The sequence below is a fragment of the Pseudomonas folii genome (assembly GCF_014357575.1).
GTDB classification, from domain to species: domain Bacteria; phylum Pseudomonadota; class Gammaproteobacteria; order Pseudomonadales; family Pseudomonadaceae; genus Aquipseudomonas; species Aquipseudomonas folii.
Map to the genome: position 1 here is coordinate 38,886 of NZ_JACONW010000023.1, position 13,624 is coordinate 52,509.

Consider the following 13,624-nt stretch of genomic DNA (forward strand, 5'->3'; position numbering starts at 1 on the left):
TCAGGAGCGCACAAGGGCGGTACTGGTTTGCTTATACCGCTGCAGCGCTGCGTCAGGAGTTTCCATTATTTTTCCGTCTCTGTCTCGGTGCGCATACCGGCAGGCTTGCATCGCCTGGATTATCGCAATAGCTGCGACGCGACGACCTCAACCACGCGAGACTTGGCTATGCTGTAACCCGATGCTGAATCGTGGAGTGCCGTCAGGTCATTATTCTGATGACTTTGCACGTCTCAAGGCCTGCTGATTCAGGCGATTGAGCCTCGGTAAATTCATGGAAGTACTGACGCCGCGGTTGGCGCTCGGGCATGGGCTGGAGAGTGACATGGAGCGGCTGTATTCCCTTCAAGGGCTGAGGGGCCTGGCAGTGCTGGGCGTAGTGCTTTTCCATATGACGGCTGTTGAATTGAAGTATTCGGGGGGCGACAGGCTCTTGCCTGGCTGGCTGGATTTCTTTCAGTTAGGGGTCGATCTGTTTTTCGTCATCAGCGGTTTCGTGATGGTCATCGTCAGCCGGGGACGTTTTCAGAGTGGCGTTGAAAGCCGACGATTCCTGTTCAATCGCGTCTCGCGTATTTATCCGACCTACTGGCTGTATTTTTTCATCACGCTGGCGGTTTATCTGCTTCAGCCAGGGATGGTCAACAGTGGTCATGGAGAGTCCAACCTGTGGCTGTCTTTTTTGTTGCTGCCCAGTGACAAGGTTCTATTGGTCATGGTGGCGTGGTCGCTGGTGTTTGAGTTGTGGTTCTATCTGGTGTTCAGCGTCCTGCTGTTTTTCAAGGAGCGCTACCTCCCGTGGCTGCTGGCAGTCTGGGCACTGGTGTTACTGGCGTTCAACATGCTGGAGGACTGGCAGGCGTACTCGCCTGTGCTGGCAGTGGTTCTGCATCCTTATGCGCTGGAGTTCATCGCTGGAGCGCTACTGGCGCTGTTATTTTACAGCCGACACAGCGTTCGTATTCCCGACTTTGCGGTCTGGGGCTTATTGGCGGGGGCATTGCTGCTGGGTACTCCCCTGATCGGCCTGTACGGATTGTTTGAAGGTCATGGTTTGGTGCGGATGCTGGTGGTGGGTCTGGTGTTTGGCTTGCTCGTGTTCACGCTGGCATTGTTGGAACGGCGTAAACACCTGTCCACGCCCAAGGGACTGGTATTGATCGGCGACATGTCTTACACCGTCTACTTGTCCCATCTGCTGGTGTTAGGGGTTATCGGGCGTATCTGGCAATTGCTGGGCGGTTGGCCGGGGACGCTGATGGACAACATTTTCTTCGCAGCACTGATGATGAGTGCGGTGTTATGTTACGGCTGGGTCGGTTATCGCTGTTTCGAGAAGCCGGTGCTGGATCGGGCCAATGCGTTTGCCCGTAAATACTTTCGAGCGCGCTCATCTGGCCTGGAGCGTGCGCAGTAAGATTTGGCGGCGTGCTACGTGTCTGGAGTCACCGTTGGATATACACCTTGCTTCACTCACCCCGTATGGCGGCATTACGGTCATGCTGCCCGCTGCAATCGTCATCACCGGTTGGCTCTGGCTGACCCGCTCGCGTCGCTCGGCGCTGCTGTGGATGGCCACTGTTTTTGCGGTCTACTCGATCGTGGCCGTCAGTAAAATCCTCTTCAAAGGCTGGGGCGTGGCGCTGGAAAGTCTCGGGGTTTATGTGCTGAGCGGCCATGCGATGAACACGTGTCTGGTGCTCACGGTGGGCTTGAGTCTGCTCGCCCGGCAGGTGCATCCGGTATTGAGTTGGCCTGCTGCCGCGTTTGGTCTGACCGTGGGGTGGCTGTTCAGTATCTACTGCGTTGCGCCGTTCATTCATCCGTTGCCTGAAGCGATTGCTGGTGCCTTGCTGGGCTCATTGGCGGCAGGCTTTTTTCTGTTGGGTCTGGAAAATTTCCAGCCGGGCCGGATTCCTTCGGCAGCCGTGGTGATCGGCTTGTTGTTCATCGCCTTCAATGCGACGACGCCCAAATACACTGCGGAGTCGATTCTGGATCGTATTTCAATGCGGATTTCCGGTGCGGGGCAAGTCTACAAAGCACCGGAATGGCGGGTACCCGGGGAGCCGCTCTGATCTGCCGGTTCATCTCGACGACTATCTTTGGCAGGCCTAAGATAATCGTTCATTTTCTGCGCCGAGGGTCGTGGGTATGCCTCCTGAATGTCAGTTGTTTGGCACGTTGGGGTGCCATCTGTGTGAGGTCGCCGAAGCCGAATTAATGCCGTTGGTGGAGCACGGATTACTGGTGGAACTGGTGGATATCGCTGAGAGCGAGCGGTTGTTCGAAACCTATGGTCTGCGCATTCCGGTGTTGCGTCGTGTCGATACCGGCGAGGAACTGGACTGGCCGTTCAGTGCGGAGCAGGTGGTCAGTTTTCTGTTGTAGGTGTTGAGCTTGTGGGGCAGTTCACGACGTGGGACCGGCTTTAGCCGGGAAGTCGGCGTTCCTGACGACGACAATGTAATGACTGTCCCGTCCTCTTCCCGGCTAAAGCCGGTCCCACGCCATTGCCAATATTTGGATAACGCATCTAATAAGCGAGGCCTGGCCGCGACAAGGGCAGGTAAACACCCGTACACACATTCCGCGGAACTAATTTGCCGTCAAGCTGGTACAAGATCAGGTACGACCTTCATCCCGGCAGGCTTTTTTTGGACTGCCTTGCACTTTTCTCAGCAAATGGACGAATGATGAAATCTTATCTCTGGCTTGGCCTTGTAGGCGCTTTTTCCCTGAACACGGCATTCGCCGAATCGGCGTCTGTACCGATGAATCTCGTGAGTGCGACGGAGGCGGCGAAGCCGATTGGCGAAGTCATTATCACCGAAACTGAATATGGCCTTCTTTTCACTCCCAACCTGACCTCGTTGCCAGCCGGTGTTCATGGCTTCCACATCCATGAAAACCCGAGCTGTGAACCCGCCGAGAAAGACGGCGTAAAAATCGCCGCTCAAGCTGCAGGTGGCCACTGGGACCCGAAAAAGACCGGCAAACACCTCGGGCCTTATGCCAACGGTCACTTGGGTGACCTTCCGGCTATCTACGTCACAGAAGACGGCATGGCCAACTACCCGGTCCTCGCGCCACGTCTGAAAAAACTGAAGGATGTAAAAGGTCATGCGTTGATGGTTCACGCAGGCGCGGATAACCATTCCGACATGCCCAAGCCTTTGGGCGGTGGCGGTGATCGGGCTGCTTGCGGCGTGATCTGAAACGGTCAGTCGATTAGCCGTTGCAAGGCTCTTGGGTGATAATGCTGCGCTATTCACCCAAGAGTCTCCCACGAGCCCGCGTATGTCCGAGTCTGCTTTTTCCGCTGCCAACAGCCAGGCCAGCACCCTCTACCTGCCGCCAGGGAAGTGGCTCACTGTGCTCGATTGTCTGTGCGCGCATTTCAGCGCAATCAGCCGTGAACAGTGGCTTGACCGTATTGCCCGGGGGCGTGTGCTGGATGCCAACGGTAAACCTGTCGGGGCGGATCTGGCCTATCGGGAAGGGCTGCGGATTCACTACTTTCGCGAAGTGCCCAATGAAACGCCAATCCCGGTGCATGAGTCGATTCTTTATTCCGATGAACATCTGGTGGTTGCCGACAAGCCACATTTCCTGCCGGTGACACCCGCTGGCGAATACGTCGAACAGACGCTGCTGCGCCGTTTGATCCGTCGCCTGGATAATCCTGACCTGGTGCCATTGCACCGTATTGATCGACATACAGCCGGGCTGGTGCTGTTCTCGGCCAGCAAACAAACGCGCTCGGCGTATCAATCATTGTTCCCGACCCGGCAGATCGACAAGCGCTACGAGGCCATTGCGCCCGCGTTGCCAGGTGTCGAGTTTCCCAGAGTGCACAAAAGTCGATTGATTGATGGCGAGCCGTTTTTTCGCATGCAGGAAGGCGAGGGCGTCAGCAATACAGAAACCGCCATGGAGGTCTGTGAGCGCAACGGGGACCTCTGGCGTTACGCGCTGTATCCGGTCACGGGCAAGAAACATCAGTTGCGCGTGCACATGGCCGCTTTGGGGGCAGGCATCTGCAATGATCCGTTCTACCCGAACGTGCTCAAGGATGCGGTAGATGACTACGCCAGGCCGTTGAAATTACTCGCTCAAAGCCTGCGTTTTGTCGACCCGGTAACCCGCCAGCAGCGGCGGTTCGAGAGTGAAATTCATCTGGAATGGTAACTCGGTCGTCAGCCAATAAAAAACCCGCACTGGGCGGGTTTTTTTACGTCTGCTGCGTCGGGCTCTGAGTTACAGATCCTTGACAGTACGCACCTGATCTTTGTTGACGCGGGTTTCTTTACCGTCGAGTTGCTTGAACTCGTAGAAGCCCGAATCTTCATCATACTTCGGCGTGTCGACAGCCTGGATTTCCCGGCCATCGGTCAGAGTGATCACGGTCGGCGATGCACAGCCTGCGAGGGATGCCAGGCCCAGTGCGAGCAAAAAGGCAGCGGGAAGGGTCCGTTGTTTCATTACGGTGTCTCCTGATCGATTCTTGGTTAACTGACGTTTAAGACGTATCTGCTTGCAGCAAGTTCAAACAATATTAATCACAGCCCAGGGCTTACCCTAGCCTGTGGTCTGGTTCAGCAAGTCCGGGGTATTGAGATTGGCGAGACGGGGATCATCGGTTTCACACTGAACGGCAACAGCATTCAGTCTCTCCATCACCTTGCGCGGGCTGCGTTCTCCGCTTTGCCACGCGGCTTCGAAGGCCTGTAGGTGGCAAGTCGGAACCACGCAGAGCAAGGGTTGCCAGTGCTCGCCGCTGCGCACCATCACTGGCTGGCGAGGATGCCTGAATGCGGTCTCCCGCAGTTCCTGCAGCAATGAGTGGTCAATCAAGGGCACGTCGCAGGGCAGGATCAGCAGATGCGCATGGCGCGCCAGGGGCAGAGCGGCGCGGATACCGGCGAACGGTCCATGAAATTCATCGTTGCCATCCTGCACCAGTCGATCGGCATAATTCGCGTATTGCTCCAGGTTGCGATTGCAGGAGATCAGCAAGTCATCCGTCAGCGGGCGGGTCAGCCGGTGTAAATGCTGGATCAGCGGCTCACCGTTCCAGAGAATCAGACCTTTGTCCCGTCCACCCATACGCTGACCCTGACCACCGGCCAACAGCAGGATGGAACAGGGGGGAAGGGTGATGGCATCTGGCATGAACGACTCGACCGAAGCAGTGGAATGGGGTGCTGTGATATAACACCGGCCTGTTTTCTCTACAACTGGATAGAGCGATGAAAGCCAAGGCTGACACTCCCTTCGTACCGCTGAATATTGCCGTTTTGACGGTCAGTGACACACGCACCCGAGAAACCGATACATCCGGTCAGATGTTTGTCGATCGTCTCACTGAGGCCGGTCACAGCCTGATCGAGCGCGTTCTGCTCAAGGATGACTTGTACAAGATCCGCGCGAAGGTCGCTGGCTGGATTGCCGATGATGAAGTGCAGGTGGTGTTGATTACCGGCGGCACAGGTTTCACCGGCCGTGACAGCACGCCGGAAGCCGTGGCTTGCCTGCTGGATAAGCAGGTCGATGGCTTCGGTGAATTGTTCCGCCAGATATCCGTTCCTGATATCGGCACCTCCACTATTCAGTCCAGGGCCCTTGCCGGTCTGGCCAATGGCACGCTGGTCTGCTGCCTGCCGGGCTCTACCAACGCGGTGCGTACCGGTTGGGACGGCATTCTCGCCCAGCAATTGGACAACCGTTTTCGTCCCTGCAACTTCGTGCCGCATTTGAAGCAAGCCGAGCCTTGCGCAACACGTGGATAAGACAGCGATGAACAAACCCTTGATGCCGGTCGAACAGGCGTTGGCACGCTTGCTGGAAATGGCTGAAGCCGCGCCCGTGACGGAGTCCGAGACCGTGCCGCTGGCGCAGGCACAAGGTCGCGTGCTGGCCCGGGACATGATTGCAACGCTTGACCTGCCACCCTGGCCCAACAGCGCCATGGACGGTTATGCCTTGAGTCTGGCGGACTGGAAAGGTGAGCCGCTGGTCGTCAGTCAGCGTATTTTCGCTGGCCAGGCGCCGGAGCCGTTGGCACCCGGTACCTGCGCGCGGATTTTCACCGGCGCACCGGTTCCTGCGGGGGCCGATTGTGTCGAGATGCAGGAAAACGCTGAAGTCTTTCCCGATCAGCGCGTGGGCTTTACCGAGCCTCTACAGATGGGCCAGAACATCCGCCCCCAAGGCCAGGAAACCCGTACAGGTGACAAGGTCCTTGCTGCAGGCACGCGCCTGGGGCCTATCGAACTGGGGCTGACGGCTTCGCTGGGGCTGGCGGAGTTGCAAGTGATAAGGCGCGTTCGGGTTGCTGTGCTCTCGACGGGGGATGAACTGATCGAACCGGGTCAGCCGTTGGGGCCGGGGCAGATCTACAACAGCAACCGCGTGTTGTTGTGCAGTTGGCTGAAAAGGCTGGAGTGCGACGTGGTGGACGCCGGGATTCTGCCCGATGACCTGGAGAAGACCCGTACGGCATTGGGTGCGCTCAACGACGTGGACTTGATCCTGTCGACTGGCGGCGTTTCGGTAGGGGAGGCTGACTTCCTCGGGCGCGCATTGCGCGAAGAGGGCGAATTGTCGCTGTGGAAACTGGCTATCAAGCCCGGAAAGCCGCTGACGTTCGGGCATTTTCGCGGTGTTCCGGTGATCGGCCTGCCGGGTAATCCTGCATCGACTCTGGTTACTTTCGCCCTGTTGGCCCGTCCATATCTGTTGCGCCGCCAAGGTGTGGTCGATGTCACGCCGCTGCAGTTTCCAGTACCGGCAGGTTTCGCCTGGACCAAACCGGGCAACCGACGTGAGTATTTACGCGGCAGGCTGGAGCAGGGGCGGGCGGTGTTTTACAAAAACCAGAGTTCTGGTGTGCTGCGCAGTGCGGCCTGGGCTGATGGCTTGATTGAGGTTCGCGAAGGCAGCACCGTCGCCGAGGACGACTGGGTCAACTTCATTCCTTTGAGTGAAGTGCTCGGCTGAGTGGGTTTTTACCAGTCCGGATGGTCTATCCGCGAGGCATGAGCTACCCTCAAAAACGCTGACAAGTTGGGCATTTCGGTTTCGCCCTGGAGTTTTGTTATGCCGTCTTTGAGAGTGGCTTGTGTCATCCCTACTTATAACGGTCGAAAAGACCTGGAGCGATTGCTGGATTCTCTGGCAACCCAGACCGCTGTTTTCGACACCCTGATCGTTGACTCAAGCTCCAGCGATGGAACGCTTGAGTTGGCTCGTTCGCGTTGCGCGAACGTGACCCGCATTGACAGCAAGGAATTCAACCACGGCGGCACGCGGCAAATGATGGTTGAGTTCAACCCTGATTACGACGTCTACGTCTATATGACACAGGACGCGTACGTCGAGGATGTGCAGGCCATCGCCAACATACTGCTGCCTTTCGCCGACCCGAAAGTCGGTGCCGTCTGTGGGCGCCAGTTACCCCATAAAGACGCCAGCCTGCTGGCCCAGCATGCCCGCTTGTTCAATTACCCGCCGGTGTCGCAGATCAAGACGCTGGACGATGCGCCTGTCCTGGGTATCAAGACACCGTTCATGTCCAACTCGTTTGCGGCCTACCGCCGTGACGCCTTGCTGGATATTGGTGGCTTTCCCCAGCATGTGATCTTGTCCGAAGACATGTACGTCACGGCGAAAATGCTGATGGGAGGCTGGAAAGTTGCTTATGAAGGCTCCGCAGTGTGTCGGCATTCCCATAACTACACGATTTGGGAGGAGTTTCGGCGCTACTTCGATATCGGTGTGTTCCAGTCGCGGGAAGCCTGGATCTACGCCACGTTCGGCGGCGTCGGTGGAGAGGGGATGCGCTACGTCAAGTCAGAACTCAAATTCCTCGGACCTCGGCGCTTCCTGCTCTGGCCGCTTTCGTTCATTCGCAATGCTGCAAAGCTGATGGCTTACAAACTCAGCAAACAGGAAAAACATCTGCCGAAGCGTCTCAAGAAAAAGCTGGGCATGCATGGCCGGTATTGGGATGGGCCGTTTGGCTAGCGGTGGGTTGTTGCGTCCATGCGCCAGTACACGACGTGGGACCGCTTTAGCCGGGAAGAGGCCGGGACAGACGCTGAATCTTCATCTGCAGAAATACCGCCTTCCCGTCTGAAACGGAACGCTGTCCGGCCGCTCCCATGTCATCAATGATCCTGTGGGAACGGTGCTCGTCCGCGAAGAGGATGTTACAGGCAGACCTGACCTTCGGATGCCAGCCCTATCAATCCTTCCCGGCTTCCTCTTCCTGTCTATCCGCCTCGAACAACTGTGCCAGTTCTTTCCTGGCTTCCCGGGCCGTCTGTAGTACCTTCGCTGCGTCGTCATACACCAGATGCTGCGCTGCCAGAACCTGCTCATCGTGGCGTTTGAAGCGACTGATACGTGCATCCGCCTGAGTCTGGGTCAAGCCCAGGCCGATCAGGGTCTGCCGACTCATTTCCAGACTGGAATAGAAGGTTTCCCGAACTGCCTGCGCGCCGACATCGATCAGACGGTGAACATGCTGCCGGTTGCGAGCGCGGGCAATGATCTTGATGTTCGGGTACAGCTTGTTAACCAGCTCGGCAGTCTTGATGTTGATATCAGGATCATCCGTCGCAATGATGAAAAACTCTGCCTGTTCAACCTTTGCTGCGCGAAGGATTTCCGGGCGCAACGGATCGCCGTAGAACACCGGAACATTACCGAAACTGCGCGAAAACTCGATGGATTCCACGGCGGTATCCAGGGCGACAAAAGGGATGTTCTGGGCGCGCAGAATCCGCGCAACAATCTGGCCCATGCGACCCATGCCCGCGATAACGACGCGCGGCGCGTCGGTGCTGATGTCCCGGTACTCGTCCGGGACTTCCACAGTGACTGGCTTGGGTTTGAGCCAACGGGCTATGCCCAGTAGCAACAGCGGTGTCAGGGCCATGGACAGCGTGATGGTCAGTACCAGCGTGTCGTATAACTGAGCGTCGAACAGGCCCTGATCACTGCCGATCTTGAACACTACAAAGGCGAACTCACCACCCGCAGCGAGCACGATGCCCAGTCGTAGCGCGCTTTCTTTGCCTAATCCTCCCGCCAGGCGCCCGACAATAAACAGCATCGGCAATTTGATGAAGATCAGTAGCAGTGTCAGCCCCAGCACGACCAGGGGTTCGCTGAGCAACAATCCGAGATTGGCACCCATGCCCACGCTCATGAAGAACAGCCCAAGCAAAAGGCCTTTGAACGGTTCGATCTGCGATTCCAGCTCGTGGCGGTACTCCGAGTCGGCCAGCAGCAGTCCGGCAAGGAAAGCCCCCAGTGCCATGGACACGCCGACCAGATCCATCAGCCATGCAGTGCCGATAACTACCAGCAAAGCGGTGGCCGTGGACACTTCCTGGATTTTGGTCTTGGCCACGATGCGGAATACCGGACGCAGCAAATAGCGACCACCTACCACCACAATCGCAATGACGCCCAGAACTTCCAGGCCGTGAGTCAGGCCATCGCTGGCGCTGAGTTTGTCGTCAGTACCGGCAAGCAGCGGCACCATGGCAATCAGCGGGATAGCGGCGATGTCCTGGAACAGCAGAATGGCAAACGCCAGCCGGCCGTGAGGGCTGTTCAGTTCCTTGCGCTCGGCCAGGCTTTGCAGACCGAAGGCGGTGGACGACAGTGCCAGGCCCAGTCCCAGCACAACGGCGGTATTCAGTGGCTGGCCGAAAGCGAGCAGGGCCAAGACGCCGATGACCAGCCCGGTCAACAATACCTGCGCCATGCCGACGCCGAACACAGCTTTGCGCATCACCCATAGACGCTTGGGCGAAAGTTCGAGGCCGATGATGAACAGCAACAGCACAACGCCAAGTTCAGAAATATGGCTCACGCTTTCGGGATTGCCGATTAACCCCAGTACCGATGGGCCGATGATCACACCAGCGAACAGGTAACCGATCACGGCGCCCAGTTGAAGCCGCTTGGCCAGTGGCACGGTCAGAACCGCGGCGAACAGGAACACGACTGCGGCCTGCAACAGGCTGCCTTCATGGGGCATGGTTGACTCCTTGCTAAACACGAAGAGACCGAATGGACGGCCTTGAAAGGGCGCTATTAAACCACGCGAATTGTAACCGGCGTTGTCCGGATGTGCTCTGGCATGGGCTTTAAAGCAATGCTGAGGAAGGCATGACGCGGAGGGTGCATGGAGGATGCCGATGTCAGGCTTGGCACATCAGCGTAAGATGGGCGCGCATTCGTGCGCAACGAATGCTGTCCATGAAGATTTCAGGAACCCTGCAATGACCAATAAACAACGTTTGATTTATTCGCTGCTGATTGCCCTTGTAGTACTGGCGGTCATGCTGGGCCTCTCACAGTTGCAGGCCAGCGGCGTCATCAGCGAGAAGACTTTCCAGTACATCGCTATCGCCGTTGCCATTCTGGTTGTGGTCATCAACGGCGTGATACGTCGCAAGGTCAAGCGCTGACGGCTTTCGGCCCGGATCACCGCCGGGCCGTCATTTCATTGCGTCGACTTGCCCGGTTCGTTGAGTTGTTCCATGGCCTGAGGATGCAGGCTGTAGCTTTTATCCGGATTGAGAAAAATAACGCCTTCATCGCAGAGGCGTTTAAGCACCTCCCGCACGCTCAGAAAGGACAGCGGGATATCCAGCTTGAGCATTTGACTGTGCACACCACGTACGCCCAGAGGCTGGCCTTCGCTGGTGGCCTGGAGCAGTGCATCCAGGACTTTCAACCGGACCAGGCTGGTCCGCAGACCAAAGCTTTTGAGCAACTTCCTGATAGGTTCGTTGCCCTGGCGCTCTGTATCAGTGGCAGGCGCCTGCGCCTGCGCTGCAATGGCTGACTGGCGCAGCATCGTTCGGGTGGTGGTGGCTTGACGATTCAACATGCGCAAATTCCTTTTCAGGCTCTAAAAAATGCTTGCCTCACTGAGTAAGACGTATGAGCGCTGCAAATCCTCAATCGTTTTCGAAAAAAACTTTACCGGTCATCGCTTCGACGGCTGCCCGGCAGCGCGCTGCGCACTAAATTTCCCCGTCGTTCTTCGTCTCTAAGTGAGCGACAGCCCCTCTCGGCTGTGCGTGTCTGTAAGCCAGTCATCAGGAGTCAGAGTGATCATTTTCAAGCGCGTACCGACGTTATGTATTTCCGGATTGTTGTTCGGCCTGAGTGTCAGCGCCCATGCGCAGTTGCCCGCGCAACAGGCCAGCGCCGAAGTCCGCAGGACCACCTTTGGCGTGCCGCACATTCGCGCACAGAACGAGCGCGGCCTTGGTTATGGCATCGGTTATGCGTACGCACAGGACAATCTCTGCCTGTTGGCCAATGAAGTGGTCACCGTCAACGGCGAGCGCTCACGTTACTTTGGTCCTGAGCAACAGACCTTCGAAAAACGCAACAACATGGCCAGCGATGTGTTTTTCAACTGGCTGAACACGCCCGAGGCCGTGGCCGAATTCTGGAAGGCCCAGACGCCACAGGTCCGCCAATTGGTTGAAGGGTACGTCGCGGGTTACAACCGGTTCCTCGCGGAAACACGGGAGGCCGGCACCCAGGGTGAATGCCTGCAGGCGCAGTGGCTACGCCCGATCACTGTCGAGGATCAGGTCAGGCTCACCCGTCGCTTGTTGGTAGAAGGCGGCGTTGGGCGCTTTGCTGAGGCGCTGGCAGCCGCAGCGCCGCCTGCCGCCAGTGTTGCGAGTCGCTCGATAGATTCGATGTCATTCGCCAGTGCCGCTGCCCATGATCAGGATTTTGCGCTCGAGCGAGGCAGCAACGCGGTGGCGATCGGACGTGACCGGTCGGATAACGGGCGGGGCATGCTGCTGGCCAATCCGCATTTCCCGTGGGTCGGCGGCATGCGTTTTTATCAGATGCACCTGACCATCCCCGGCAAACTCGACGTGATGGGCGCTGCGCTGCCTGGTTTGCCGCTGATCAATATCGGTTTCAGCCAGCATCTGGCCTGGACCCATACGGTGGATACCTCGAAACACTTTACGTTGTACCGCCTCAAGCTCGATCCCGGGAATGCCACGCGTTATATCGTTGACGGTCAGTCCCGACCGCTGAAGAAGGCCACCGTCAGCGTTACGCTGGCTGACAAGGATGGCAAGCCGCAACAGCAATCCCGTGAGATCTATCAGTCCGAGTTCGGTCCGGTGGTGCAATGGCCGGGCAAGCTGGACTGGAATCACGAATATGCTTACAGCCTGCGTGATGCAAATCTGGGCAATGACCGGGTCATACAGCAGTGGTACGCGATGAACCGCGCCGGAAGTCTCGCTGATCTAAAAGGTGCGTTGCAGAAAATACAGGGCATCCCCTGGGTCAACACCCTTGCGGTCGATGATCAGGGGCAGACGCTTTACACCAACTATTCAGTCGTCCCGAATGTCAGCGAGCAGAAGCTCGCCCAATGCAGCGATCCTGCTGCCGGGCTGGAGATGATTGTGCTCGACGGCTCCCGCAGTGCCTGCGCCTGGGATAACGACCCGACAGCGGCGCAGGCCGGTATCTTCCCGGTGTCGGCGTTGCCAGCACTGAGCCGCAGCGACTACCTGCAGAATTCCAATGACTCGGCGTGGATGACCAACCCGGCGCAGCCGTTGACGGGGTTCTCGCCGCTGATCAGTCGTGACGCCCAGCCACTGGGCCCGCGCACGCGCTTTGCGGTGGATCGACTGGCCAGCCTGCAACAGGCTGGCAAAGTTACCCTTGCCGACTTGCAGGCGATGGTCATGGATAACCGAGTGTACATGGCCGAGGCGGGCGGGCTGCTGGATGACCTGCTGCAATACTGCGCCGGGTATTCGGGTGCTGACGTCGCGACAGTCAAAAGTGTTTGTACGAGCATGAGTCAGTGGGACCGCAGCGCCAATCTGGACGCTGGCGTAGGCTACGTGCATTTTCAGAACATCGCCAAGGCGCTGCAAAGTGTGCCGAATGCCTGGCGTATCGCATTTGATCCGGCCAATCCGATCCATACGCCACGCGGCCTGGACGTGCAGCAGGCGGGCGTAACCGAAGCGTTGCACGCGGCAATACTGGAATCGGCGGAGCAATTGAGCAAGGCGGGGCTGACGGCAGACAGTCGGTGGGGGGATATTCAGGTTTCAACTGCGGGCACGCAACAGACGCCGATTCATGGTGGCCTGGGCATCTTGGGCGTGTACAACGCGATGCAGACCGTCCCGCGTGGTGACGGCAAGCGTGAAGTGGTCAGCGGCAGCAGTTATTTGCAAGTCGTGAGTTTCGATGAGCGTGGCCCCCATGCTCAAGGCTTGCTGGCGCCTTCGGAATCAACCCGCCCCGAGTCGCCGTATCGTCGGGATCAGACTGAGGCGTTCTCCAGAAAACAATGGGCTGTGTTGCCGTTCACCGAGCAGCAGATCCAGGCTGATCCGGCTTATCGGTTGCAGGTGATCAAGGAAGGGCAGAAATAATCTCAGGGAGGAGTAAGGCTGAGCGCGATCTGCTTTGGATCGCAGCCAGCCTTATTGTCTGAATGCTGCCCAGACCAGGCTCAGCTCCCACACGACCTGCGCAATCCTGGATATTGGAGTGAAGTCGTGGGACCAGCTTGCAGGCCAGCATA

At 57.8% G+C, this 13,624-nt stretch carries 14 protein-coding genes; 10 read left to right on the plus strand and 4 right to left on the minus strand.

Annotated features, from left to right (window positions below; genetic code table 11):
• Nucleotides 1-325: 325 nt before the first annotated feature.
• The 5 genes from H8S59_RS07515 to H8S59_RS07535 all read left to right on the plus strand — a co-directional run bounded on the left by H8S59_RS07515 (nucleotide 326) and on the right by H8S59_RS07535 (nucleotide 4,191).
• The gene (locus H8S59_RS07515) at nucleotides 326-1,417 is read left to right on the plus strand and encodes an acyltransferase family protein (RefSeq protein ID WP_187521009.1); all 1,092 of its coding nucleotides are present in this window, start codon (nucleotides 326-328) and stop codon (nucleotides 1,415-1,417) included.
• Between the two features lie 34 nt (nucleotides 1,418-1,451).
• Nucleotides 1,452-2,078, plus strand: coding sequence for a hypothetical protein (locus H8S59_RS07520; protein ID WP_343073044.1), 627 nt, complete (start codon nucleotides 1,452-1,454; stop codon nucleotides 2,076-2,078).
• Between the two features lie 76 nt (nucleotides 2,079-2,154).
• A complete protein-coding gene (locus tag H8S59_RS07525) occupies nucleotides 2,155-2,391 on the plus strand; it encodes a glutaredoxin family protein (protein WP_095095721.1) in 237 nt (78 codons plus the stop codon).
• A 305-nt stretch (nucleotides 2,392-2,696) separates the two neighbouring features.
• Complete coding sequence (sodC, locus tag H8S59_RS07530; RefSeq protein WP_187521011.1) at nucleotides 2,697-3,218, plus strand: superoxide dismutase family protein; 522 nt, start codon at nucleotides 2,697-2,699, stop codon at nucleotides 3,216-3,218.
• A gap of 82 nt (nucleotides 3,219-3,300) precedes the next feature.
• Entirely contained in the window at nucleotides 3,301-4,191 is an 891-nt protein-coding gene (locus H8S59_RS07535; protein ID WP_187521001.1) for a pseudouridine synthase, read from the plus strand.
• Nucleotides 4,192-4,260: 69 nt separating this feature from the next.
• Here H8S59_RS07535 and H8S59_RS07540 read toward each other — a convergent pair whose 3' ends face one another.
• Complete coding sequence (locus tag H8S59_RS07540; RefSeq protein ID WP_027898189.1) at nucleotides 4,261-4,485, minus strand: YgdI/YgdR family lipoprotein; 225 nt, start codon at nucleotides 4,483-4,485, stop codon at nucleotides 4,261-4,263.
• Nucleotides 4,486-4,581: 96 nt separating this feature from the next.
• Nucleotides 4,582-5,175: a molybdenum cofactor guanylyltransferase MobA gene (gene mobA / locus H8S59_RS07545; RefSeq protein ID WP_187521002.1), complete on the minus strand. Its 594-nt coding sequence runs from the start codon at nucleotides 5,173-5,175 to the stop codon at nucleotides 4,582-4,584.
• Nucleotides 5,176-5,252: 77 nt separating this feature from the next.
• Here mobA and moaB point away from each other — a divergent pair, with 77 nt between their 5' ends.
• The 3 genes from moaB (at nucleotide 5,253) to H8S59_RS07560 (ending at nucleotide 8,028) form a co-directional block, all read left to right on the plus strand.
• Nucleotides 5,253-5,792 carry a molybdenum cofactor biosynthesis protein B gene (gene moaB, locus H8S59_RS07550; RefSeq protein WP_027898187.1) on the plus strand — a complete coding sequence of 180 codons (540 nt, stop codon included), beginning with the start codon at nucleotides 5,253-5,255 and terminating at the stop codon, nucleotides 5,790-5,792.
• A gap of 7 nt (nucleotides 5,793-5,799) precedes the next feature.
• Nucleotides 5,800-7,002 carry a molybdopterin molybdotransferase MoeA gene (locus H8S59_RS07555; protein ID WP_187521003.1) on the plus strand — a complete coding sequence of 401 codons (1,203 nt, stop codon included), beginning with the start codon at nucleotides 5,800-5,802 and terminating at the stop codon, nucleotides 7,000-7,002.
• Between the two features lie 99 nt (nucleotides 7,003-7,101).
• Entirely contained in the window at nucleotides 7,102-8,028 is a 927-nt protein-coding gene (locus tag H8S59_RS07560; protein ID WP_187521004.1) for a glycosyltransferase family 2 protein, read from the plus strand.
• 220 nt (nucleotides 8,029-8,248) lie between these two features.
• Here H8S59_RS07560 and H8S59_RS07565 read toward each other — a convergent pair whose 3' ends face one another.
• Complete coding sequence (locus H8S59_RS07565; protein WP_187521005.1) at nucleotides 8,249-10,057, minus strand: monovalent cation:proton antiporter-2 (CPA2) family protein; 1,809 nt, start codon at nucleotides 10,055-10,057, stop codon at nucleotides 8,249-8,251.
• Nucleotides 10,058-10,301: 244 nt separating this feature from the next.
• Between H8S59_RS07565 and H8S59_RS07570 the strand changes: the two genes are divergently transcribed.
• Nucleotides 10,302-10,490 carry a hypothetical protein gene (locus tag H8S59_RS07570; RefSeq protein WP_095096077.1) on the plus strand — a complete coding sequence of 63 codons (189 nt, stop codon included), beginning with the start codon at nucleotides 10,302-10,304 and terminating at the stop codon, nucleotides 10,488-10,490.
• A 35-nt stretch (nucleotides 10,491-10,525) separates the two neighbouring features.
• On the opposite strand, the gene H8S59_RS07575 is transcribed toward H8S59_RS07570, so the two are convergent.
• On the minus strand, nucleotides 10,526-10,915 hold the full coding sequence (locus H8S59_RS07575) for a Fe2+/Zn2+ uptake regulation protein (protein WP_095095742.1): 390 nt from the start codon (nucleotides 10,913-10,915) through the stop codon (nucleotides 10,526-10,528).
• A 223-nt stretch (nucleotides 10,916-11,138) separates the two neighbouring features.
• On the opposite strand from H8S59_RS07575, the gene pvdQ reads away from it, so the two are divergent.
• Nucleotides 11,139-13,472: a bifunctional acylase PvdQ gene (gene pvdQ, locus H8S59_RS07580; RefSeq protein ID WP_187521006.1), complete on the plus strand. Its 2,334-nt coding sequence runs from the start codon at nucleotides 11,139-11,141 to the stop codon at nucleotides 13,470-13,472.
• Nucleotides 13,473-13,624 lie beyond the last annotated feature (152 nt).

What these genes read in the sequence shown, in the direction of transcription:
- H8S59_RS07515 (WP_187521009.1), top strand. Translation starts at nt 326, where the DNA reads ATGGAGCGGCTGTATTCCCTTCAAGGGCTGAGGGGCCTGGCAGTGCTG.
- H8S59_RS07525 (WP_095095721.1), top strand. Translation starts at nt 2,155, where the DNA reads ATGCCTCCTGAATGTCAGTTGTTTGGCACGTTGGGGTGCCATCTGTGT.
- sodC (WP_187521011.1), top strand. Translation starts at nt 2,697, where the DNA reads ATGAAATCTTATCTCTGGCTTGGCCTTGTAGGCGCTTTTTCCCTGAAC.
- H8S59_RS07535 (WP_187521001.1), top strand. Translation starts at nt 3,301, where the DNA reads ATGTCCGAGTCTGCTTTTTCCGCTGCCAACAGCCAGGCCAGCACCCTC.
- H8S59_RS07540 (WP_027898189.1), bottom strand. Translation starts at nt 4,485, where the DNA reads ATGAAACAACGGACCCTTCCCGCTGCCTTTTTGCTCGCACTGGGCCTG.
- mobA (WP_187521002.1), bottom strand. Translation starts at nt 5,175, where the DNA reads ATGCCAGATGCCATCACCCTTCCCCCCTGTTCCATCCTGCTGTTGGCC.
- moaB (WP_027898187.1), top strand. Translation starts at nt 5,253, where the DNA reads ATGAAAGCCAAGGCTGACACTCCCTTCGTACCGCTGAATATTGCCGTT.
- H8S59_RS07555 (WP_187521003.1), top strand. Translation starts at nt 5,800, where the DNA reads ATGAACAAACCCTTGATGCCGGTCGAACAGGCGTTGGCACGCTTGCTG.
- H8S59_RS07560 (WP_187521004.1), top strand. Translation starts at nt 7,102, where the DNA reads ATGCCGTCTTTGAGAGTGGCTTGTGTCATCCCTACTTATAACGGTCGA.
- H8S59_RS07565 (WP_187521005.1), bottom strand. Translation starts at nt 10,057, where the DNA reads ATGCCCCATGAAGGCAGCCTGTTGCAGGCCGCAGTCGTGTTCCTGTTC.
- H8S59_RS07570 (WP_095096077.1), top strand. Translation starts at nt 10,302, where the DNA reads ATGACCAATAAACAACGTTTGATTTATTCGCTGCTGATTGCCCTTGTA.
- H8S59_RS07575 (WP_095095742.1), bottom strand. Translation starts at nt 10,915, where the DNA reads ATGTTGAATCGTCAAGCCACCACCACCCGAACGATGCTGCGCCAGTCA.